This window comes from Clostridium boliviensis (assembly GCF_033342255.1).
Classification (GTDB): domain Bacteria; phylum Bacillota; class Clostridia; order Lachnospirales; family Lachnospiraceae; genus Lacrimispora; species Lacrimispora boliviensis.
The window spans coordinates 105419-127032 of record NZ_JAWONS010000240.1; the positions used below are offsets into that span (position 1 = coordinate 105419).

A 21614-nucleotide genomic window follows, 5' to 3' on the forward strand; every position below is an offset into this window, starting at 1 on the left:
GATATTTTCTAAGTGCCATGATAATATGCTTATACGAGATAGGAAGGGAAGCGTTCATTATGATTCGTTTTTTATTGCGCTGCAAACAGATATATGACAAATATACGAAAGATGAAATGACTGTCTATGCAGCACAGGCTTCATATTTTACCATAATTGCTGCTTTTCCGTTTATGATGCTGTTACTTGCTATGATTCAGTTTATTCCTTCTATTACAAAAGCGAATTTACTGCAGCTTCTGGTCACGGTGATTCCCAGCACGTTGGAGATTGACAGCGTTATCGTTAACGTGATTGAAGATCTCTACACCAAGTCACCTGCAGCAATCTTATCTGTGACCGCCATTGCTGCGATCTGGTCTGCTTCAAAGGGTATGCTTAGCATTGAACGGGGATTAAACCGGGTTTTCGGGCAGGAAAAAAAACGTGGGTATTTCATGACCCGTGTCGTCTGTGCCGGTTATACGGTTGTGTTTATTATAATCTGTACCCTGACACTTGTACTACTTGTACTGGGCAGTTCCATACAGGCTTTTATGAACCGACATTTTCCCATTCTGGCCGAGATTACCCAGCATGTTATCAGTTTCCGTACTATGCTCTTATTTATTCTTACTTTATGTTTTGCCATGCTTTATACCTATGTACCCGAAAAGAAGCAGCATTTTACCAGACAACTGCCAGGAGCCGTCTTTTCCACACTGGGGTGGATTGCCTTCTCCTTTGCCTTTTCTATTTACTTTAGCAATTTCAGCAATTATTCCGTTATGTACGGCAGCCTGACTGCCATTGTTCTCATCATGCTGTGGCTGTATTCCTGCATCTGCATTCTGTTTTTCGGAGCTGAAATCAATTACTATTATTCAGAAAACAGGAAGGAATAAATGAACGAAAGACCAGAGATCCTTTAAAGATCCCTGGTCTTCTTAATCCATCAGCTGACTTTAAGAAAACAGCGGCGTGGATAAATATCTGTCTCCTGTATCCGGAAGAAGAACGATGATTCTTTTTCCTTCGAATTCCGGCCGTTTTGCAGCTTCCCTGGCTGCCCATACTGCTGCAGCAGAGGATATTCCCACAAGGATTCCTTCCGTCTGTGCGATCTCTTTGCCCGTCTCATAAGCTTCCTGATTCTCTACAGGTATTATTTCATCATAGATCTCTGTGTTTAGTATATCAGGGACGAAACCAGCTCCAATTCCCTGGAGTCCGTGAGGTCCCGGCTTTCCTCCGGAAAGAATGGGGGATCCTGCTGGTTCTACTCCGATAATCCGGATATCAGGATTCTTACTCTTTAGATATTCCCCAACTCCGGTTATGGTACCACCCGTTCCGATCCCTGCCACAAATACATCAACTATCCCATCAGTATCTTCCCAGATTTCAGGCCCTGTGGTTTCCCGATGTATTGCCGGATTGGCCGGATTCTCAAACTGCCCTAAAATGACGGAACCTTCGATCTCTTTTTGCAGCTGGGCAGCTTTATCAATTGCACCTTTCATCCCTTTTGTTCCTTCGGTAAGTACAATCTCAGCTCCATATGCTTTTAAAAGATTCCTTCGTTCCACACTCATGGTTTCAGGCATGATGAGAATTGCACGATACCCTTTCATGGCAGCGATACTGGCAATTCCAATACCAGTATTTCCAGATGTGGGTTCAATGATAGTTGCCCCCGGCTTTATTCTGCCGGTTTTTTCTCCATCCTCAATCATGGACAGCGCTGCTCTGTCTTTTACACTGCCAGCCGGGTTAAAATATTCCAGTTTTGCAATGACAGATGCCTTAAGTCCGTGTTTCTTCTGGTAATTGGAAAGTTCCAGCAAAGGAGTTTTTCCAATCAGTTCCCGGGCACTTTTTTTAATGTTTTCCATAATAAACCTCTTTTCTTACACGTTTCCTGATTTCATTTTATCTGCAGGTAATTAATATTATGATAAACCATAAAGCTTACGGTACTTTTCTTTCAGGTAATCGATGAAGTATTCCGGAGTAAAGTCCTCTCCTGTCGCTGCCTTTATTAACTCACGGCTTGTCTTCATCTTACCATATTGATGAATATGGCTTCGCAGATATTCTTTGATCACGTCCAGCTTCCCATCTCTTAAAAGGCCATTAAAATCCATCTCCTTTTTCATATGGAAATACAGCTGTGCTCCAAATGCATTCCCAAGGGCATATGATGGGAAATATCCGAACAATCCCTGAGACCAGTGGATATCCTGCAGGACTCCTTCTGAAACATTCTTCGGCCGGATTCCTAAATATTCCTCATATTTATCTGCCCAGATTTCCGGTAATTTTTTAAGATCCACGTCTTCTTCTATTATCATCTTCTCCAGTTCATACCGGATCATAATATGAAGGCTGTAAGTCAGCTCATCTGCTTCAGTACGAATAAATCCTGGATCCACTTTATTAATTGCTTCCATAAATCGTTCTGCAGAAATAGTTTTCAACCTGTCGGGATAAAGCTCCGTTAATCTGTCATAAATAGGATTCCAGAAATTCGGATTCCGCCCGATAAAATTCTCATAAAATCTGGACTGTGACTCATGCATACCCATAGAGGTTCCCTGTCCAACTGGTGTCTGGGTTATCTCATCTGATATGCCTAACTCATAAATCCCGTGACCGCTCTCGTGGATCACAGAAAACATGGAACTGTCCATCTTATCGTGGTAGCTGGTTGTTATACGGACATCATGGTTATGGAGATTAGTTGTAAATGGGTGGGCACTCTCTGACAATACACCCTTCTCAAATTCAAATCCTACGTATTCAGAAAGGAAACGAGCCATCTCCTCCTGCTTTTCTTTTGGATATCCGCCAATTAGAAAGGAATCATCAATCTCTTTTCCATGTTCTCTGATCTCCTGTAACAGCGGAACAAGTTCTTCCTTCAGTCTGCCAAAAAACTCATCCAAAAGTTCTGTCTCAAATCCCTTTTCGTATTCGGCAAGGAGAACATCGTACAGCTTCTGACCATCCTTTTTCCGGTAGGATGCAAATTTCTTCTTGAAATGAATAACCTTTTCCAATGTGGGCAGGAAAGAATCATAATCCTCATTCTTCTTCGCCTTCGACCAGACTCTTGCTGCTTCGGCAATCAGCTGGGCATTTTCCCTGTATTCGGTCTTTGGTATACAGATCAGTTCTTCTCTGGCTTCCTTTGCCCCCTGAAGTACTGCTTTTTGGATATCAGACAATTCCGATTCCTGTTCGCATGCTGCAATTGCTTCTCCCATCTCTTCGCCTGTCATAAATCCATAGTACTCTTCTGTTAGTGCACCAATCACTCTGGCTGTATAGGATCCGGCTTCTTCGGGAGCCAGTGTTTCATTATCCCACTCAAAAAGGATAAGAGCTGTCTGCAGTGCCATTGTTTTTTCTAATATTGAAGATAAGTTTTCATATATTTTGTTCATATTTATTCTTTCTCCTTCATAAAAAATCGGAACATTCTGTATAATTGTCTCCAATGCCACCCAAAAAATACTGCCCAGAATTTACTTTGCGCTGCCAAAAATGGAGGTTTCTTTTATATCAAGGCGAATCAGCCATTCCCTGACCGCATCCTCATTATAAGAGGATGCATTAAAATCCTCCAATTGAAAATCAAGGGGGATATCTGTTTTTATGGCAGCAAGTGTTTTAGACAATCGTGCAGCCTTCTCACCGCATAATTCTTCCTCACTTGTCTTAGTCATGGCTTTATATGGAGATCTGGTAATACCCAGATCATTTTTCCAGAAGTCCTGAAGATCCTTTAACCGCTTTTTATCTGCTTCCGCTTCATGTATGACATCATAGATACGCTCTACAGTCTTATACTCTCTCAGCAATATGGGAGCAGCACTGCTGACACCCTTAACACCAGGAATATTGTCGGAAGCGTCGCCTTGTATCCCTTTTAAATCCGGGATCTGCTCCGGCAGCACGCCTTCCTCACGAAGGACCGTATCAGAAGTGTATTCAAACACTTTTTCCGGCAGATTAATCTCTTCTTTCTTCATGCCGTAAAAAGAATAATATTTTTGATAAAGCTCGTCCGCCTTCTCCTGGCGGGATTGTACCATCCATGCACGGACATTGTATTCATCATTTACCAGCTGAAGGTAATCATGGTCCTTTGTCAAAACCACCATAGGGATCTGCTCTCTGAATTTAAGGACAAGACTCCCTGCATAGTCATCCGCCTCATACTGATTGCAGCAAAGCACTTTAAATCCAACTTCTTCCAGAATACGCTCCATGAGTGCAAACTGTTCCTTTAAAGGTTCCGGTGTGGCTCCTCTTGTACCCTTATACTGAGAATAAAGTTCTCTTCGAAAGGTGTCTCTTGTTTTATCGAAAACAAAAGCGATATGATCCGGCTGCTGCTTCTTCATAAGTGACGCTACCATCTTCAGCATGCCGAAAATAGCATTGGTATAAGTCCCATCTTTGGCATGAAGTATCTTGTCATAGTGCTTCTTCTTTTCCTCTTCTGTCTTGGCAAACATGATTTCTCTTGGCAAAACCGCATAATAGCAGGTTGACAGCATGGAAGAGCCATCTATAACTACGAATCTTTTTTCTGACATCTGAAACTCCTATCTTTTTCGTTCCTTTCAAAATTACGTAAAATAATTTTGTAATTCTGTTTCATTTTTTGTGCCCAGCCGCTTCATAATTTCTCTCCGCTCCTGTGCGGACAAACCCTTCCACAGTTTTTGAACTCGGGGGTCTGAAAATCCAATATAGGGCAGACCATTTCTATCACATTCATAAGACGATAAGTAGTGGTTGAGTGCACTCCATTCCACATAAAAAGCAGTGATACTGCGGCTTAAAGAGCTGACTTTTGCCATATTCGTTCCTCCCTTATAATTGCTGCTGACTAAATAATCTGTTCTCGTTTTATTGACCAGAGTCATTCTTCCAGATCTGAACTTCTCCCTGGTAATCTAAAAAGCAATTTTTTAAAATTTCTTCCACTTTATTCCAGTCGCCGCCTGCATTCTTACAGCCCATTTCATACGGAAATGCCACCTTCTCCAGTTTACCTCTGACATCCACAAAATCACGGATCTCAGTAACGGCCTGTGTAAGCGCTTTATAATCCGTATAAATTCCGTTTTTACCGTATTTATCCTGTCCATACAGATTGGCAATCAGAAACCATCTGCCACTTAATTCAACCGGCTGCGCCGATACTCTCCCTAATAAACCGGAGGTAATACCTCCCGCCTGCTCCTGCCACTGTTTCGTAATAATCCGGTATGTCTTTTCTACTTCCGGAAACATTTTTTTAATTTGACCTTCCAAACCGCGTTCAAATACTCCCTGACAATTTACCTGATGGCAGATGATATCTGCATCAGACATAAAGATATCTCCGTCGTAATACTTTAGCATATTTTTTTCCTCCAAGCTTATCTAATCAGATATCCTAACTCATTATACCCTGATTTTCCAGTTATTCATAGTACATTCCTTAAGTTTTGACATATATTTTCCAAAAACACGTTGAAGTATAAGGAAATAAGATTTATAATAAACATTAACAGCAAATAAAAAAGGTAAGGACCGAAAGAGAATGGAAAAAGAAATCAAATGTCCCTATATTATTTTTAAAATTGCAGGCTCCTTATACTGCATAAACAGCAAGTACATATCCACAATTTTACAGCTGCCGGAATACAGCACCATTCCCGCTGCACCTGCCAACATCACCGGAATGTTTAAGTACCGGGACAAAGTCATTAATATGATGGATTTACGCATTACATTTGGTTTAAAGCCCATAACAGAAGAATGCAGGGACTTTGAGCAGATGATTGATGCGAGGAAGCAGGATCATATTAACTGGGTCAGCGAATTGGAGCGTTTTATCAAAGATGGCGGATCCTTCAATCTCGCCCGGGATCCCCACCAATGTGCCCTGGGTAAATGGTATGATCATTTCACCACAGATAATACGGCAATAATCAGCCATTTAAAAAAAATCGAAGAACCTCATGAGAAACTTCACAGAGCAGCCGATGAGGCTGATAACTGTAAAAGAGACTGTGAGAACTGCCAGGAGTCCGAATGCCTTCGTAAAGTTTTAGCGTGTGCTAAAGATGAATGTATGCCTGTCATATTAAAGCTTCTGGACCAGACAAAGGACCTGTTCCGTTCTACCATATACAAGGAAATGGTTCTTATCTTAGATCAAATCCAGTGGGGAATCGTAGTCGATGAAATCGTCGCCGTAGAAGATCTTGAAGTGATTTCTAAACGGCACGATGACCCAATGATAAACCATTGTTCCTATTTGGGACGAGTTATGGAAAGTGAAAAACAGAAAGGACTGATCTTTGAGCTTAACCCGGAAACACTGCTTGCTAAATTTAAGGATCTGGAATCTATGTTTTAACAAATCAAATGTCTATAATAGAAAAAAGCCGAAAAAGTTATGGCAGAAGCTTTTCCGGCTTTTTTGGCAGTCAGGAAACTGGCTCTGACTTTCTTCAGAAATACTTTTTATTCCCCCAAAGGTTGCTCTTCTTCAGATCCAGATATTCATTATAGGCTTTTTCTAAAATCTGCTTTTCATTGGAAAACTTCAGAAGATGATATGCTTCATGGAACTTATAGTATCCTGAATCAATAAAATATTCTTCCCGTTGTGGTTTACTGTAATAGCTGTCGGCCATCATGAGATACCAGTATACATCCTTTTCCACCATATCCTGAGGCGTATTAAAAGAATACTGACTCTTACCAATGTACTTGATAATAGACGCACTTACCCCGGTCTCTTCTTTCACTTCCCGAAGTGCCGTCTCTTTATACTCTTCACCCGCTTCTACTGTTCCCTTTGGCAAAACCCAACCTTCATACTTGTTTTTGTAATTCTTATATAAAACCAGAATTTTACCTCGAAAAATAACCACACCGCCACAACTCGTTGCTTCTATCATTGCAATTCCTCCAGAGTGAAACCGCGGATCCAGCCGGATCCCGATTTTGGTGTGTCTCACAGACTGGCTCTAGTATACCTCTTTTTATAATGATATGCAAGTGTGTAATCGCCGAAAGAATGGGCTGAAATCTTCCCTTATCTGGAAAAATATAAATCAAAAAGCGACCTGGCGATGGGTGCAGCAGTCTTTCCACCAGACCCGCCCTCTTCTACAATCACACTGACTGCGATCTTCGGATGTTCTGCAGGAGCAAATCCAACAAACCATGCATGTGTCTCTTTATTTTTATCAAATTCTGCTGATCCTGTCTTCCCCGCTGCCGTATAGGCATCTGTGCGAATGGCAGAACCGGTTCCTTCCGTAACCACCGCTTTCATCAGTTCTGTCAGACTGGCTGATTCTTTTGCAGTCATAATGGTTTCATAAGTCTGGGGAACAAACTTTTTTATAACATCTCCACCTGCATTCTCCACATAATCAATCAGATATGGCTTCATCAAAGTTCCCCCATTGGCAATGGCGCAGGTAATCATGGCATTATGAAGAGGCGTGATCTGAGTCTGCCCCTGACCAATTGCAGTCTGAAGGATCTGCCAGGTATCAGCTCCCGGTTCCATAATATAAGAACTTCTGTTAGCAGGAAAAGGAAGGGATAAATCTGTACCGAACAGCATCTGACGGGTTGTATTTTTTAATCCGTTCAAATCCATCACAAGCCCGAGACTTGCAAAGGCTCCGTTACAGGAATTTGCAAATGCCTGGGTAAAATTCTGATGCCCATGGGCAGTTTCGTGATAGCACTTGATGGCATAATCCCCATTTTCATAAATACCGTCACAATCAAAGGTGTAATCCTTATAAGTATCGGGATTCTCCCTGATGTATTCCAGCGCCGTAATAATCTTAAACGTGGATCCCGGCGGATAAAGTCCCTGGGTTGCACGGTTTAAAAGCTGACCTGATGTATTCTCGTCTGCAACCAGATTATTCCAGTCGCTTAACAGGGTGTTTGGATTATAATCAGGTTTTGAGACCATGGCAAGAATCTTCCCTGTATCGGGCTCCATGACAACAACTGCCCCATTTCTTTTACCAAGAGTTTCATATGCTTTTTTCTGAAGCTCCACATCAAGGGTCGTCACCACGTTATCTCCCTGGCTTTTTCTGGTATACAACTCATTAAAAATCTGTTCCATAATATTGACATGGCTGGTTAACAGATAGAAATTAGCCTGGGCCTCCAGACCTGTCTTTCCATTTACCGAATATCCCACTGAATGTGCAAACATGGAGTCATAAGGATAAATCCTTGTCTCATGTCCTTCCCCATCCACATCCGTTCTGGCAAGTATCTGTCCGTCACTGCTGATAATCTCACCGCGTACTACCCTGTCGGCAAAGCTGTCCAGTCTGGTATTATAGGAATTGTTGATTACACTTTCGCTCTCCACCTGTAGAAAATATCCATAGTAAACCGCCAGACCTATAAAAAGCATGACAACCCCATAGGTCAGTATTAAGATATGATGATTTGCTTTTGGATTTGTATTAGCTTTCATACCTGTCCTCTTCCTCTTCATTGCGTTTAAGAATATAAAGTCCCTGAATGATACCAAAAATAATAAAAGTGCTGGCTGCCGAACTTCCTCCATAACTGACTAAGGGAAGAGTGACTCCGGTAGATGGGATAAATTTCGTAACTCCTCCTATTGTTAAAAACACCTGAATTGCATATATCATCCCCAGGCCGAAAGCAATGAGCTTATAAAACAAGGCCTGCATACTTCCTGCCACCATCATAAACTGAAGAAAGCATCCAAGGCAGATTAACAGGACACAGAGGGCAAATATCCCTCCCAGTTCTTCTGAAATCGCCGAGAATATAAAATCCTTCTCCACAACCGGTATTTTTCTCGGCATCCCTCTGTAAAGCCCCATTCCCAGCCAGCCCCCCGTTCCAATGGCAAACAGAGACTGGCTGATCTGATATCCTTTTCCTGCAATATCGGACCATGGATTTAACCAGGCTGCCACCCTTGTCTTTACATGATCAAACAGGTGAAACGCCAAAACAGACGACATAACACCTCCCGCTGTACCTCCAAGTAAATATATCCATTTACCGGTTGCTATAAAAAGCATAAACACATAGGTAGTAAAGAAAATAAGTGCACTGCCCAAATCTCTGGATAGTACAAGTATCAGAACATGAAGTGCAGAAACACCGGTGACTGCAAGAATCGTTTGAAAGCTGACAGACCGGTAAAACATGGCTGCTATAAAAAATACATAGCTGATCTTAACGAATTCAGAAGGCTGAAAAGAAAATCCGGCAATACCAATGGAAAGCTGCGCTCCGTAGCTGTTGGTTCCTGCAACGTATACAATTCCCAGAAGGATTCCTCCCAAAATACCATAAACCCATGGTATCCTGCTAAGCTGCCATGCTCTGTCGATAACAAAGGGGATGATGAAAGTAACTGCTGCCGCTGCCACAACAATGGTAAACTGTTTTACAGCCCTGTCAAAAGAAAGTCTGGTAAGCATAATGAAGCCGATCGATAAGAGCAGACACATATTGTTAACCAGCAGCTTTGACAAATTTCTGTAAAACAGGCGTGATAAAAACAGGTACACCAAAAAGAACAGTACCTGTGCCGCATAAAAGACCAGCATACGCTCATCTTTCATCTCCAGCCAGATAATACCATAGGCCAGGAGATGAATCAGAAACATAAATATGTTCTGTCTTCTGCAGATACTGTTTTTCTTCTTTTCGTCATGAAAAGAAAAATAACGAAAATTTAAATATGTGTATAAAGCAATCAGCAGTATCATGAAATATCTTGATACATCTACTATCAGATTAATCATAAATCACCTACTCTATACCGCGCTTAAAATGTCCCCTGGTAAAGTCAGTCAAAATCGCTTCTGCCTTTTTTCCGTTTAAAAATTCGTCTGCAAAGACCTGTATAATCTTAGCAGTCTCTGCAGGACTTTCGGTTGTAAACTGAAGCCTTAACGAGGCAGGAGATAATGCTTCCACGGAATCACTGTAACCCAAAAGGGAAAGAGGCGCTGAATTATAAATGGAATTGTAACAGAATGTACAATGGTTTTTCACGGGGAACTCTTTTCCCATACGGTCTTTTAAACTTAATAATACCGGCGTGTGATCACATTGTTTCATTCCCTGATGGAGGCACTGGGCCGTCACCATCATAGGAAGACGTCCGTAAATTAAAAGTTCTCCCGGAATTTCTAGTTTTTCCAGTTCCCGGCTGTTTAATTCAACAGGCCAGGTAATCTCGTTCGCACCAAGGTCCAGTAACATCTTTTGCGCCCGGCGGTTCATACCATACATTCCAAAATCAAAAACCAGCTTCCCCGGTATGCTAGCTTTTTTTAAATATCCGATCTCTTCCATGGAGCGGATTAAGAAACCGTCAAATCCTGCTTTTTGAAGGTGCACCAGATTGCGGTCAAAAAAGCGCTGTGCCTCCATACGGAAGATATGAGGCATAGTAAGAATACACTCCTTACTGCTGTCATGACACGCCTGTACATAATGGTTCCACCGTTGGGGTTCAAAATGGGCTGCATCTACATAGACCCTATTCACATTCAGATTGTGAACGGCTGTGTCAAAACACTCCGGTTTCTCTAAGGAAACAGTCAGATTCCAAGCACCAGATGACCGGGTATTGCAGTTACTTACCTGTTTGTCAGGAAGATCCTGTTTTCTGTATTCTCTTCTGTATTCATGGAGTATCTCTGCTTCCAGCACTTTAAGACCTCTGCGTCTTAAATCATTCAGAGTCTGGACTGGAAGAAAGACATTTCCCTGTATCTCTGCTGAGAGACTTTCAAACTGAAATGGTGTATTTCCTGTTTTATTCAGCTGCTTTAATACTTTTTCTTCTGACATCGGCTGATTCTGGGCCGTCTGTACCATGTCTCCTTCTATTAAAACGCGATATTCCTGAGACTGAAGGATGAGAGAGGCATTCTTCCCCTCTGTAAGAAAAAGGTTTCCTGTAACCGGTACTTTTAACTGTTTTTCTACGTATTCCCGGTCAAGCTGTTCAAAAAGCTGACTGTTGCCCTCTCTGAATGAAGGTTTTTCCTTCCAGACTATCATATCCCTGCCATTATGGTTCTTATAATATCCGTCAGTCTGTCCACCTCTGTCAAATAAATCGAGAAGTATCCTTCTATCCTCTTCTTCTACCCGATATCCACTCCTGCCTTTTTCCAAATAGAGATCTGCATATTTTCTGTAAATATGAACCACGCCTGCCGTATAACGCGGACTCTTCATTCTGCCCTCGATCTTCATGGAATATACACCAGCTTCCATAATATCAGGGATCAGATCCAGTGTGGATAAATCCTTCAGGCTCAGGCAGTACCGCTCATCTTTTTTACCAATGGGCTTACCACCATCTCTCACATCAAAGGGCAGGCGGCAGGTCTGTGCACATCTTCCCCGGTTTCCGCTCCGTCCTCCAATGAGACTGCTAAAAAGGCACTGTCCTGAATAGCAGTAACAAAGAGCCCCATGGACAAAGCTTTCGATTTCCACATCAACCTGGTCTTTGATCTGCCGGATCTCATTTAAAGATAATTCCCTTGCGGTGACCACCCGCTCTGCACCAAGGTCTTTTAAAAGCCGGGCACCATGAACTCCCGTAATCGTCATCTGTGTGCTTGCATGAATAGGCAGATCCGGAAACTGTTCCCTGATAAATCCCAAAACTCCCAGATCCTGTACGATAACCGCGTCCAGGCCCTGTTGATAGTAAGGGAGGAGATAGTCAAAAAGCTCCTTCATCTCCTGTTCTTTCATAAGAGTATTGACCGTTAAATAGAGTTTTCTGCCGTAAAGGTGAACATAATCAATGGCCTCTAAAAGCTTGTCCTCTCCGGGATTGTCTGCAAAGGCCCTGGCACCGAACCTGCTTCCTCCTATATAAACTGCATCTGCACCTGAGGCGACTGCAGCCTTCATGCTTTCAAACGAGCCTGCCGGAGCAAGGATCTCAACTGTATTTTTCACTTCTGCCTCCAAAATTTCCCTGTGGATATTCTTATTCTAATTGATAAAAAGGAGGAGGTCATGGAACATCCATGAAATACCCCCTCCTGCCTTATTCATTCCTGTCGGAACCGGACGAATTCCTGATTCCTGCCAGTTCTGTCTTCACTGCCTCCAGCTTCATCTGAGTTGCAACCAACTCATGCTTCAAACTGTAGGTTTCCTTTTCCATCTCCGCTTTCTGCTGTTCCAGTATAGCAATCTGCTCTCTTGCTTTAAAGAAATCATCTGCCATATTTAATTCTATCATAACGTTCTGGTATTCAGCACTCTGCTTTGTGAATCCTTCCCGACGTTTTAAAGTTATGATCATCTCATTGATGTAACTGGCAAGACGTTGTATATAGCCTTCTTCTTCACTGCCGCCAAGGGCATAGATCTTGCCATCTATCAAAACTTCTGTATAGTGTTTGGAATTCATGTTGTTCTCTCCCTGCTATCATTTGCTCTTTCTTTACTATATCATACTTTACACAGTTAGGAAAGTTCTAAAATTCAGGCAGCTAAGGCTCCAAAGAGATTCCAAGATGCCCATAGGCTCTTTCGGTTGCAACGCGCCCCCGGGAGGTGCGGTTTAAAAATCCATTCATTAGAAGATATGGTTCATACACATCCTCCAGCGTGCCCGCATCCTCACCCAGGGCTGCAGCAAGGGTATCAAGCCCCACGGGGCCGCCGGCAAATTTCTCAATGACCGTGGTTAGTATCGCGCGGTCATTATAATCCAGTCCGAATTTATCCACATCCAGGATATCCAGTGCGAAATCAGCCACTTCCTTTGTTATAATGCCATGGTACTTGACCTGTGCAAAATCCCGGACTCTTTTTAACAGGCGGTTTGCCAGCCTGGGGGTTCCTCTGGAGCGCTTGGCAATCTCTGCTGCTCCCTCATCCTCAATTTCAACTCCCAGGACCTCTGCGGAACGGGATACAATAATCTTTAATTCTTCCGGTGTGTAAAATTCCAGCTTCTGAACGACGCCGAAACGGTCCCTGAGAGGCGCTGTTAAAAGCCCTGCTCTGGTGGTTGCCCCCACCAGGGTAAACTTTGGAAGGTCCAGACGAATCGATCTGGCCGCGGATTCCTTACCCAGCATAATATCAATGGCAAAGTCCTCCATAGCCGGATAGAGCACCTCTTCCACCTGCCGGTTCAATCGGTGAATCTCATCAACAAACAGGACATCGCCTTCCTGTAAGTTATTTAAAATAGCAGCCATCTCGCCCGGCTTTTCGATGGCGGGACCAGAAGTCACTTTCATGTTCACTCCCATCTCATTGGCAATAATGCCGGAAAGAGTAGTCTTTCCCAGTCCAGGAGGACCGTAAAACAGCACATGGTCCAGTGATTCCCCTCTTGCTTTGGCAGCTTCAATATAAACTTTCAGATTCAACCGGATCTTCTCCTGTCCAATATATTCATTCAGACTTCTGGGCCTTAGATTCGGTTCAATCTTCTTATCCTCTTCTGTTAATTCTGTGGTTATTATTCTACGCTCCATCTTTGCCATACCCTGTTATATTCTATATAAATGCCAGATGTTTTAAGGAAGCCTTTAAAACGTCCTCTACCGACATTGTGTCTGTTACCTCTACCTGGCGTACCGCACGACCGGCTTCCGCTGGTGAATATCCAAGTGCTGTGAGCGCATCCACTGCCTCACCCGTCACCCCGTCCTCTTTCAAAAGCACATTCCCTGGGTCTTTAAACGAAGGAGGAAGAAGGTCTGCCGTATCTATCTTATCTTTTAAGTCCAGAATAATTCTCTGTGCAGTCTTGGCACCAACACCGGGTGCTCTGGATATGGCTTTGGCATCTCCTGAAATAACCGCTCTCTTTAAATCATCCGGTTCCATGGCAGAAAGAATCCCCAGCGCTCCTTTGGGACCAATTCCATTCACACTGATTAACTGCTTAAACATTGTTAAATCCTGCCGGCTCAAAAAGCCGTACAGACACATGGCATCCTCTCTTACCTGAAAGTAGGTATACAGCTTAGCTTCCCTGCCAATACCCGGAAGTTTCCCAAGTACAGATACCGGAACAAAAATCTCATATCCAATGTTTCCGCACTCAATCACAACGGAATCTTCTGTCATCTCGGCCACGGGGCCTTTTACGAAAGAAATCACTTCTTCAGTTCTCCTTTTAAGCCTTACGATTGCATCTGTTTGGCATTACTTTGACATTAATCATAGCATACTGCCAGTTGATATGCAAGTAATTGATCGAACAAATATTCTGTAGTGCGTTGACGAACCGGGAAGCTTTGGATATAATATTCAGTGAAAAGAAAGGACGAAACTGCAGATGATAACGCTTCAAAAACACATTCCATTCGAAGAAACCTACCCGCTGGACCGTTTAGGCTGCCGGGAAGATCTTCTGTTTTTTGATATTGAAACAACCGGCTTTTCCGGAGAATATTCCACGCTGTATTTAATTGGCTGTGTCTATTACAAAGACGGAATCTGGAATCTGAGCCAGTGGTTTGCTAATACTCTGGATTCGGAAAAGACGGTACTTATAACATTTTTTGAATTTCTTAAAGAATATAAAAAGGTTATCCATTTTAACGGGGATGGTTTTGATATCCCCTATCTTCTAAAACGCTGCCATGCATACGGACTTGACTATGATTTTTCTGATGTTGAAAGCCTGGACATATACAGAAAAATCCGTCCGTACCGGAATCTTCTCAGTCTTTTAAGCATGAAGCAGAAAGCCATTGAAGCATTCTTAGGTGTGGAACGCAAGGACCTTTATTCCGGCGGACAGCTGATTGAAGTCTATAAGGATTACTTGATTTCCAGGGAACAGTTTCTCTTTGATTTACTGATACTACATAATGAGGATGATTTAAAAGGCATGCCTCTGATTCTCCCAATACTCAACTATCCGGATTTTCTGGAGAACCCCTTTACTCTCACAGACCAGTCCCTGATCAGCTGTCCGGACCTGTTGGGTCGGGAACATCATCAGCTGCAGCTGACTCTGGAGAACGATTTTACGGTACCGGTTGGTTTTTCTAAATCCAATTCCATGGTCATGGCAAAAGCTGAGGGAAGAGAACTGATCCTTACCATTGACTTATACGAAGGAGAGCTGAAATACTTTTATCCGGATTACAAAAATTATTATTACCTGATTTATGAGGACAGGGCAATTCATAAAAGCGTAGCCGAATACGTAGATAAAGAAGCAAGAATAAAGGCCAGTGCAAAGAACTGCTATGTCCGGCAAACCGGCTGTTATGTGCCTCAGTTTTCGACTTTATGGACGCCGGCTCTTCAAAATCAGAGGAAAGATAAAATCACTTACTTTGCATACGAACCGGAGTTTTTTCAGAATCCGGATACTTTGCAGCACTATATCCGGCATCTGTTTGATCATCTTTCCACGGCCTGAATCCGATTATAATATACCCTGCATTTTCCGGAAATCCCTTGGAGATACGCCTTTAATCTTTTTAAAGGCATCTCCAAAATAATTTCCGTCTCCGAACCCGCATTCCATTGCAATATCTGTAACGGATTTATCCGTGTTAAGCAGCAGCGAGGCCGCTTCCCGAATACGGATATTGGTCAGATACTCCTTGAATCCGAATCCTGTGACAGCTTTGAATTTCCTTGAAAAATAGGCCGGGCTCATATGAATCCGCTCTGCCATCTCATTAAGAGTTATCGGCACTTCAAAGTTATGGTAGATGTATTCCGCCGCTTCCTCAATTGCCTTCTCCGCAACCTCCATCTTCCCTGTGTCTGCCTTAGCTCCCTGACACCTGTACAGAAAAACCAACAGCTCATATAGATAATTCTTCTTCATCATAGAAGAATATCCGTCCTGACCGGCTCCTTCATAGACCATCTTCTGAATCAGTTCTTCTGTATACGGTCTTCTCCCTGCCGGTACACAGATCCTGGAATTGCCAAAGAGAGAAACGGTCATCTGGCCGCCGCAGTTTTTTGTCATATCGGTTAAGTATTCCTTATCAAAGCTCAGAGTGATCCTTTCATTGACCGGACTGGAATGATAGGTCGTCCGGTGGATCTCTCCCGGAGAGATAAATATCATGTCACCAGGCTCTACATAATATAAGGTATGATTGATGAATATTTTACAATGTCCTGACACCAGGTAAAACAGCTCATAGTAAGGATGCCAGTGACTTTTTACCATATTGAATTCATAAGAACGCTTTGTCCTGCTGATTAAAAATTCCATAATTCTTTTAATAATCCCCTTTTTTTAACAGTTCCCTGATATAGGAAAAGGTTTTTCTCTCACCCTCATCCTTTAACATCAAAAGGAGCGTTTCCAGAAGCGTCTCTGTCTCAGGTGCGATAATCATATATGCTTTTCCCTGCACATAATATTCCCATGGTGATGCATCCGTATATTCCCTGCCTTTATAGGTCTTTGATGCCGCAATCCGGTCCATGACCATCTCCACCACATAGTTGAGAGGCATTTTATAACCAATCATCCCCTTTGCATGATCCATGGAAAAATCGATCCAGTATTCGCTGTGATGCTTATTCCTCCCCTTGTGATGCAGCCATGCCCTTGAGAATCCCTTTTCTTCAATCTCTGCCGCATTGGGGCTTCTGTTTCCCTGATAATATAAGACACCTGCAAAAAATTCCTCCGGACTGTATTTGGATAAATCATGAAGCAGCCCCTGTTTAATCAGTCCTACCCGAAAGCAGTTTTTCATGACACGGTATTTGTGTATGTGAATGGTGCAAAAATGCCCCCATAAATTTCTAAACTTCATATTTATCCCTTCTTGTCCCAATGTAAAATCTTCACCCATTTTATCATAATTACCAGTGATTTTACCACACATTTTTCGGATTCATTTTTTTTAGAGAATTCTTGTTTTTTATGGTGGAAAATGTTTGACACCTTACCCATTTTATGCTATTCTTAGGGAAGTTACAGATATCCTGTAACAGTACAATTTTTAGTCGTTTTGGAGGTATCATAATGAAAGGTACAGTTAAGTGGTTTAACAACCAAAAGGGTTACGGATTTATTTCCGACGAACAGGGTAACGATGTATTTGTTCACTACTCAGGTCTCAACATGGATGGTTTCAAGTCTTTAGAAGAAGGCGCTGCTGTAGAGTTCGATGTAGTAGACGGAGCAAAGGGTCCTCAGGCTACAAACGTTATCAAAATATAATCATTGACTTATCAGTGTACCTTTTTTCAATATAGGAAGAAGTTATATTGTTTCACATGATTACGATTAGAGCCATCCGAAGATGGCTCTTTTTGATGTTTATCACAAGTTTTGCTATTTCGCTTTCTCATATAAATCTTTTAAATCTTCTACTTTGAATTCATAATTTTTGTTACAGAAATGGCAGTTTACTTCAATGCTCTTTCCTTCCTCTATCATATCTTCCAGTTCTGTTCTGCCGATGCTGATCAGGGCTTTTTCCACTCTGGTTTTATCGCAGTTACAGGTGAATTTAACAGGAGTCTGCTCCATTATCTCCAGACCAAGTCCGCCTAATATATGAGTCAGTATCATCTCCGGAGTTTTTCCTTCTTCCAGTAGAGAAGTAACCGAATGAATCTCGCCTAATCTTTTCTCCAGAAGATCAATCATCTCTTCTGATGCGCCCGGAAGAAGCTGAATGATAAATCCTCCTGCCTGCTTCACTGTATTATCTTTGTTCATCAGAACCCCAAGAGCCACAGAAGACGGGGTCTGCTCCGAATTGGCATAATAATAAGTAAGATCTTCTGCAATCTCTCCGCCTACTAAAATCGTCTGACCTACATAAGGCTCTTTCAGCCCGATATCCTGTATTACACTCAAAACACCCTCTCCAACCGCTCCGCCTACATCCAGCTTTCCAAACTCATTGGGGGGCAGCATGACTCCGGGATTATACGCATATCCCTTAACGTTTCCTTTGGAATCGGCAGTTACCGTCAATCCTTCTATAGGTCCGCTTCCCTGGATTTTAATTGTCAGTAAATCCTCTTCACCTTTCATCATAATCCCCATCATACCGCCTGCTGTTAACAGTCTTCCTAACGCAGCCGTAGCCACAGGACTTGTATTATGTGCCTGCCTTGCATATTCCACCAGATCTCTGGTAGTTGCCGCAAATGCACGGATCTGATGATCTCCCGCTGTTGCTCTTACAATATAATCAGCCATGATTGTACTCCTTTCCATGCTCTCTTGCAATCAGATAAATTCGCTCGCTGGTATCCTTCACCGGTTCCCTGGTAAAAGCATCGTATGCTTCTAAAAATTCCATACCGGCCTCTTCTAACGCTTTTTGAATTTCCTCAATGGTATAAGCTCTCTGGTAATGGGTTTCCGTATATTTCCGATAGAGATCCTCTTCCTCCCTAATAAACAGGGAAAGATCATATTCGTTAAGCTTTGTATCCCCGTCGTAATAATTATCCCAGATGAAGCTGCATTCCTCCCGGTCCTCTGCAATGGTAGTATCACCCATCACCGTCTCATACTTATAAACAGTATTTAAATCAAAGATAAACACACCGCCAGGATCAAGATAATTATTTACCAGACCAAAAACCTTCACCAGATCTCTGTATTCCAGAATATAATTGATACAGTCGCAGATACTTATAACCGCTTTCACAGTGCCGTAAAGCTCAAACTCCCTCATATCCTGCATCAGATAAAGAATATCCTTACCAGATTCTGCTCTCTTATCCATAGCAATCTGCAGCATATCTTCGGAATTATCCACTCCAATCATGTCGTAGCCGGCATCTGCCAGAAGCTCTGTCAGACTTCCCGTTCCGCAGCCCAAATCCAGAAGCAGCCCCTCCCTGGTTCCATATTCCTTTAAAAGACAAGTCACATAGCTGCACCAGTCCTCGTATGGAATATTGTCCATAAACAAATCGTAGACCTCTGCAAAATTTGTATACGCTTCCACTAAGTTTTCCTTTCTTTTCAACAACCTTTTTCCATAGGGAAAATAAAGCAGGTAGCCTCAAAGAGGTACCTGCTTTCCTGTCTCATTGTCTTACTGCATAAGCAGCATCCGGTTACGATTACAGGCTGCGTCCGCAGCATTTTTTATATTTCTTGCCGCTGCCGCAAGGACATGGGTCGTTTCTTCCGACCTTAGCACCTTTTACAATAGTTCCGGAAGCCTTCTGAGTCTTGTAAAGCTCTTTTTTCTTCTCCTCTGTCAGAATCTGATCCCACTGAGGAAGGCTGTAGAGCCATTCAGCCTTTGCTTCTACCATATTGTAATAAAGCTTTTCAGGATCGATTTCGATCTTAACTACTGTATTCTCATCCATTGTCTCAATGGGATTTTCGTAGCCCTTTAAGCTTTCATTAATACCATCTAAGAATCCTGTCATTGTCTGCACATCTGTGCCATATCTTTTAGCCAGTTCTTCTACAGTTCCTTCCGCTGCTTCTTCCGGCTTTGACAGAATATGTTCATAGATACCTTTTTCAACTTTAAAATATTCGGTCCATAATTCTTCTTTACCTTTATCATCCAGACCTTCACCGTATGCTAAATTTCTCCAATTTTCTAAAATAGTCATGATTAAAACCATCCTTTTGTCTGTTCTTTCTTGTAATACTCCATCAAACAGTATATAACATATTGATAAATTTTGCAAAATGTTTTTTCTCTTTTTGTCATTCTCTGCAGGGTTTGAGAAAATGGGAGCTGCCTCATCCCCTCACAGGAAGGAATCGGAGGCAGTTCCCATTTACATTTTTTTATACATATCCAAGTAGCCCCGGCAGCCATAAGGACAATTGGGGAATGTACGATACCATAAGAAGCACTGCAAAAATAGCAGCAAAATAAATAAGCAGTGTTTTTATGACATTTTCAATCTTCGTCTGTCCCACTTTCACTCCCACAAACAGTGTTGTTCCTACCGGAGGAGTGATGGTTCCGATACATAAGTTAAAAATCATCATAATTCCAAAATGAATGGTATTCATTCCCAACGCCTGGCAGACAGGCAGGAAAATAGGTGTAAAGATCAGACAGGCCGGTGTCATATCCATAAAAGTTCCCACTAAAAGCAGAAGAATATTAATAATGAATAAAATTACGTAACGGTTGCTGCTGATTCCCAGCATGGCATCTGAAACTGCTCCGGGAATCCCGGTAAACGCCATAACCCAGCTCATGATACTGGAAACTCCAATTAAAAATATAATGATTCCTGTCATCTGGGCACTTTCTAAAAACAGCTTCGGCAGCTCAGAAAGCTTTAACGATTTATAAAAGAACAGAGACAAAATCAGGCTGTAAACAACAGACACCACACTTCCCTCAGTAGCCGTAAAGATTCCCCCAATAATTCCTCCAATTACAATAATAATCATTAGAAGGCAGGGAATCGCCTGAAGGAGAACACGGATCTTTTCTTTTGCAGTGAAACGTTTTGTACTCTGATATCCCTTTTTCTTTGCCAGAAAATAGATCACAATCATACAGGCCAGGCCCCATAAAATACCAGGAATATAGCCTGCCATAAAAAGTGCAGCAACGGAAGTTCCACCGCTGACAAGAGAATACGTAATCATAACGTTGCTGGGAGGAATTAAAAGTCCGGTTGGTGCAGTTGCGATATTGGCAGCAGCAGAAAAGTCCCGGTCATAGCCTTCCTCTTCCTCAATGGGACCTATGATCGCTCCCATGGCGGAGGCTGCGGCTGTTCCTGATCCTGAAATTGAACCAAACAGCATGTTAGCCACAGCATTTGTATGGGCCAGGGAACCAGGAATTCTTCCTGTAAACAGCTTTGCAAAATTAATGAGACGGATTGCAATGCCGCCCTTGTTCATGATATTTCCTGCCAGAATAAAAAACGGAATGGCAAGAAGACTGAACACAGAAATTCCCGAAAAGATTCTTTGTGCACCTGTTAACACCGCTGCCCCTGTGTTTAAGATAGGCAAAATGGCACATATGGAGGAAACGGCAAGCGCTACAGCTACCGGTACTCCTAACAAAAGCAGGACTACCAGAACAAACAGTATGATCAGTCCGCAAAATATGGATATATTCATTTAGGCTTCCTCCTCCTTTACGCTGAAATCCGTATGCAGTATATCCAACGCATTTACCAGGCAAAACACCATGATAAGCACTCCTGTAACAGGTACTGCTGCATAAATATACCCCATGGGAATCTGCAGGGATGCGGTTGTCTGCATCATCGTAAGCTTTGTAATGGCGCTTCCGCCATAAACCATCACCACACCGGCAAATACAAATGCCAGTATTTCTATGGAAAATTCCAGATATTTTTTACCCGTACCAGTAAATTTATCTGCCAGAAATCCGATTCGCATATGGTCTTTTTTCCCAAATACATAAGCAGAGGCAAACAATGACATCCAGGTGAAGGAATACGTCAGCAGTTCTTCTGAAATCGTACTCGGTCTGTTAAAAAAATATCTGGTAATAATCTGGTAGGTTCCGATTACCGTCATTGCTGCAAACAAAACGGTAATGACTGCTCCAAGTATCTTCATAATCTGGTCTTTTACCTGATGAATTGCAGACATC

Annotated in this window: 23 protein-coding genes; 4 read left to right on the top strand and 19 right to left on the bottom strand. The window is 42.4% G+C overall.

Annotated features, from left to right (window positions below; all coding sequences use genetic code 11):
- Positions 1-59: 59 nt before the first annotated feature.
- Positions 60-884 (top strand): YihY/virulence factor BrkB family protein, encoded by an 825-nt coding sequence (locus RZO55_RS15245; protein WP_318065113.1) that lies wholly within the window; start codon positions 60-62, stop codon positions 882-884.
- Positions 885-944: 60 nt separating this feature from the next.
- Here RZO55_RS15245 and cysK read toward each other — a convergent pair whose 3' ends face one another.
- The 5 genes from cysK to RZO55_RS15270 form a co-directional block, all read right to left on the bottom strand.
- Positions 945-1874, bottom strand: coding sequence for a cysteine synthase A (gene cysK, locus RZO55_RS15250; protein WP_318065114.1), 930 nt, complete (start codon positions 1872-1874; stop codon positions 945-947).
- Between the two features lie 57 nt (positions 1875-1931).
- Positions 1932-3428, bottom strand: a complete 1497-nt coding sequence (locus RZO55_RS15255; RefSeq protein WP_318065115.1) for a carboxypeptidase M32 — start codon at positions 3426-3428, stop codon at positions 1932-1934.
- An 81-nt stretch (positions 3429-3509) separates the two neighbouring features.
- Positions 3510-4586 (bottom strand): 5'-3' exonuclease, encoded by a 1077-nt coding sequence (locus tag RZO55_RS15260; RefSeq protein ID WP_318065116.1) that lies wholly within the window; start codon positions 4584-4586, stop codon positions 3510-3512.
- Between the two features lie 33 nt (positions 4587-4619).
- Complete coding sequence (locus RZO55_RS15265) at positions 4620-4853, bottom strand: hypothetical protein (protein ID WP_318065117.1); 234 nt, start codon at positions 4851-4853, stop codon at positions 4620-4622.
- 49 nt (positions 4854-4902) lie between these two features.
- Positions 4903-5400, bottom strand: coding sequence for a macro domain-containing protein (locus tag RZO55_RS15270; protein ID WP_318065118.1), 498 nt, complete (start codon positions 5398-5400; stop codon positions 4903-4905).
- Between the two features lie 181 nt (positions 5401-5581).
- Between RZO55_RS15270 and RZO55_RS15275 the strand changes: the two genes are divergently transcribed.
- Entirely contained in the window at positions 5582-6403 is an 822-nt protein-coding gene (locus RZO55_RS15275) for a CZB domain-containing protein (protein WP_318065119.1), read from the top strand.
- A gap of 94 nt (positions 6404-6497) precedes the next feature.
- Here RZO55_RS15275 and RZO55_RS15280 read toward each other — a convergent pair whose 3' ends face one another.
- The 7 genes from RZO55_RS15280 to ruvA form a co-directional block, all read right to left on the bottom strand.
- Positions 6498-6950: an NUDIX hydrolase gene (locus RZO55_RS15280; RefSeq protein WP_097005819.1), complete on the bottom strand. Its 453-nt coding sequence runs from the start codon at positions 6948-6950 to the stop codon at positions 6498-6500.
- Positions 6951-7087: 137 nt separating this feature from the next.
- On the bottom strand, positions 7088-8512 hold the full coding sequence (locus RZO55_RS15285; protein WP_318065120.1) for a peptidoglycan D,D-transpeptidase FtsI family protein: 1425 nt from the start codon (positions 8510-8512) through the stop codon (positions 7088-7090).
- Positions 8502-9827, bottom strand: a complete 1326-nt coding sequence (locus tag RZO55_RS15290) for an FtsW/RodA/SpoVE family cell cycle protein (RefSeq protein ID WP_318065121.1) — start codon at positions 9825-9827, stop codon at positions 8502-8504. The genes RZO55_RS15285 and RZO55_RS15290 overlap by 11 nt, the downstream gene beginning before the upstream one ends.
- A gap of 7 nt (positions 9828-9834) precedes the next feature.
- On the bottom strand, positions 9835-12015 hold the full coding sequence (locus tag RZO55_RS15295) for a U32 family peptidase (protein WP_336624310.1): 2181 nt from the start codon (positions 12013-12015) through the stop codon (positions 9835-9837).
- Between the two features lie 91 nt (positions 12016-12106).
- Positions 12107-12475 carry a cell division protein ZapA gene (locus tag RZO55_RS15300; protein ID WP_318065122.1) on the bottom strand — a complete coding sequence of 123 codons (369 nt, stop codon included), beginning with the start codon at positions 12473-12475 and terminating at the stop codon, positions 12107-12109.
- 82 nt (positions 12476-12557) lie between these two features.
- Positions 12558-13556: a Holliday junction branch migration DNA helicase RuvB gene (ruvB, locus tag RZO55_RS15305; protein ID WP_318065123.1), complete on the bottom strand. Its 999-nt coding sequence runs from the start codon at positions 13554-13556 to the stop codon at positions 12558-12560.
- A gap of 22 nt (positions 13557-13578) precedes the next feature.
- Positions 13579-14187 carry a Holliday junction branch migration protein RuvA gene (gene ruvA, locus RZO55_RS15310; protein ID WP_318065124.1) on the bottom strand — a complete coding sequence of 203 codons (609 nt, stop codon included), beginning with the start codon at positions 14185-14187 and terminating at the stop codon, positions 13579-13581.
- Between the two features lie 178 nt (positions 14188-14365).
- Here ruvA and RZO55_RS15315 point away from each other — a divergent pair, with 178 nt between their 5' ends.
- Complete coding sequence (locus RZO55_RS15315; RefSeq protein WP_318065125.1) at positions 14366-15463, top strand: ribonuclease H-like domain-containing protein; 1098 nt, start codon at positions 14366-14368, stop codon at positions 15461-15463.
- A 6-nt stretch (positions 15464-15469) separates the two neighbouring features.
- Here the strand turns inward: RZO55_RS15315 and RZO55_RS15320 are convergent, their stop codons facing one another.
- Positions 15470-16279 (bottom strand): AraC family transcriptional regulator, encoded by an 810-nt coding sequence (locus tag RZO55_RS15320; protein ID WP_318065126.1) that lies wholly within the window; start codon positions 16277-16279, stop codon positions 15470-15472.
- A gap of 7 nt (positions 16280-16286) precedes the next feature.
- Positions 16287-16832, bottom strand: coding sequence for a DUF5662 family protein (locus tag RZO55_RS15325; protein ID WP_318065127.1), 546 nt, complete (start codon positions 16830-16832; stop codon positions 16287-16289).
- A 212-nt stretch (positions 16833-17044) separates the two neighbouring features.
- Here RZO55_RS15325 and RZO55_RS15330 point away from each other — a divergent pair, with 212 nt between their 5' ends.
- A complete protein-coding gene (locus tag RZO55_RS15330; protein WP_318065128.1) occupies positions 17045-17242 on the top strand; it encodes a cold-shock protein in 198 nt (65 codons plus the stop codon).
- A 114-nt stretch (positions 17243-17356) separates the two neighbouring features.
- Here RZO55_RS15330 and hslO read toward each other — a convergent pair whose 3' ends face one another.
- From hslO to RZO55_RS15355, 5 genes are all read right to left on the bottom strand, one after another.
- Entirely contained in the window at positions 17357-18235 is an 879-nt protein-coding gene (hslO, locus tag RZO55_RS15335) for an Hsp33 family molecular chaperone HslO (protein WP_318065129.1), read from the bottom strand.
- The gene (locus tag RZO55_RS15340) at positions 18228-19016 is read right to left on the bottom strand and encodes a class I SAM-dependent DNA methyltransferase (RefSeq protein ID WP_439100056.1); all 789 of its coding nucleotides are present in this window, start codon (positions 19014-19016) and stop codon (positions 18228-18230) included. The genes hslO and RZO55_RS15340 overlap by 8 nt, the downstream gene beginning before the upstream one ends.
- Before the next feature lie 97 nt (positions 19017-19113).
- Entirely contained in the window at positions 19114-19623 is a 510-nt protein-coding gene (locus RZO55_RS15345; protein ID WP_318065130.1) for an SEC-C metal-binding domain-containing protein, read from the bottom strand.
- Positions 19624-19804: 181 nt separating this feature from the next.
- Complete coding sequence (locus tag RZO55_RS15350) at positions 19805-21112, bottom strand: TRAP transporter large permease (RefSeq protein WP_318065131.1); 1308 nt, start codon at positions 21110-21112, stop codon at positions 19805-19807.
- Positions 21113-21613 carry a TRAP transporter small permease gene (locus RZO55_RS15355; RefSeq protein ID WP_318065132.1) on the bottom strand — a complete coding sequence of 167 codons (501 nt, stop codon included), beginning with the start codon at positions 21611-21613 and terminating at the stop codon, positions 21113-21115. It abuts the gene before it with no gap.
- Between the last annotated feature and the right edge of the window lies 1 nt (position 21614).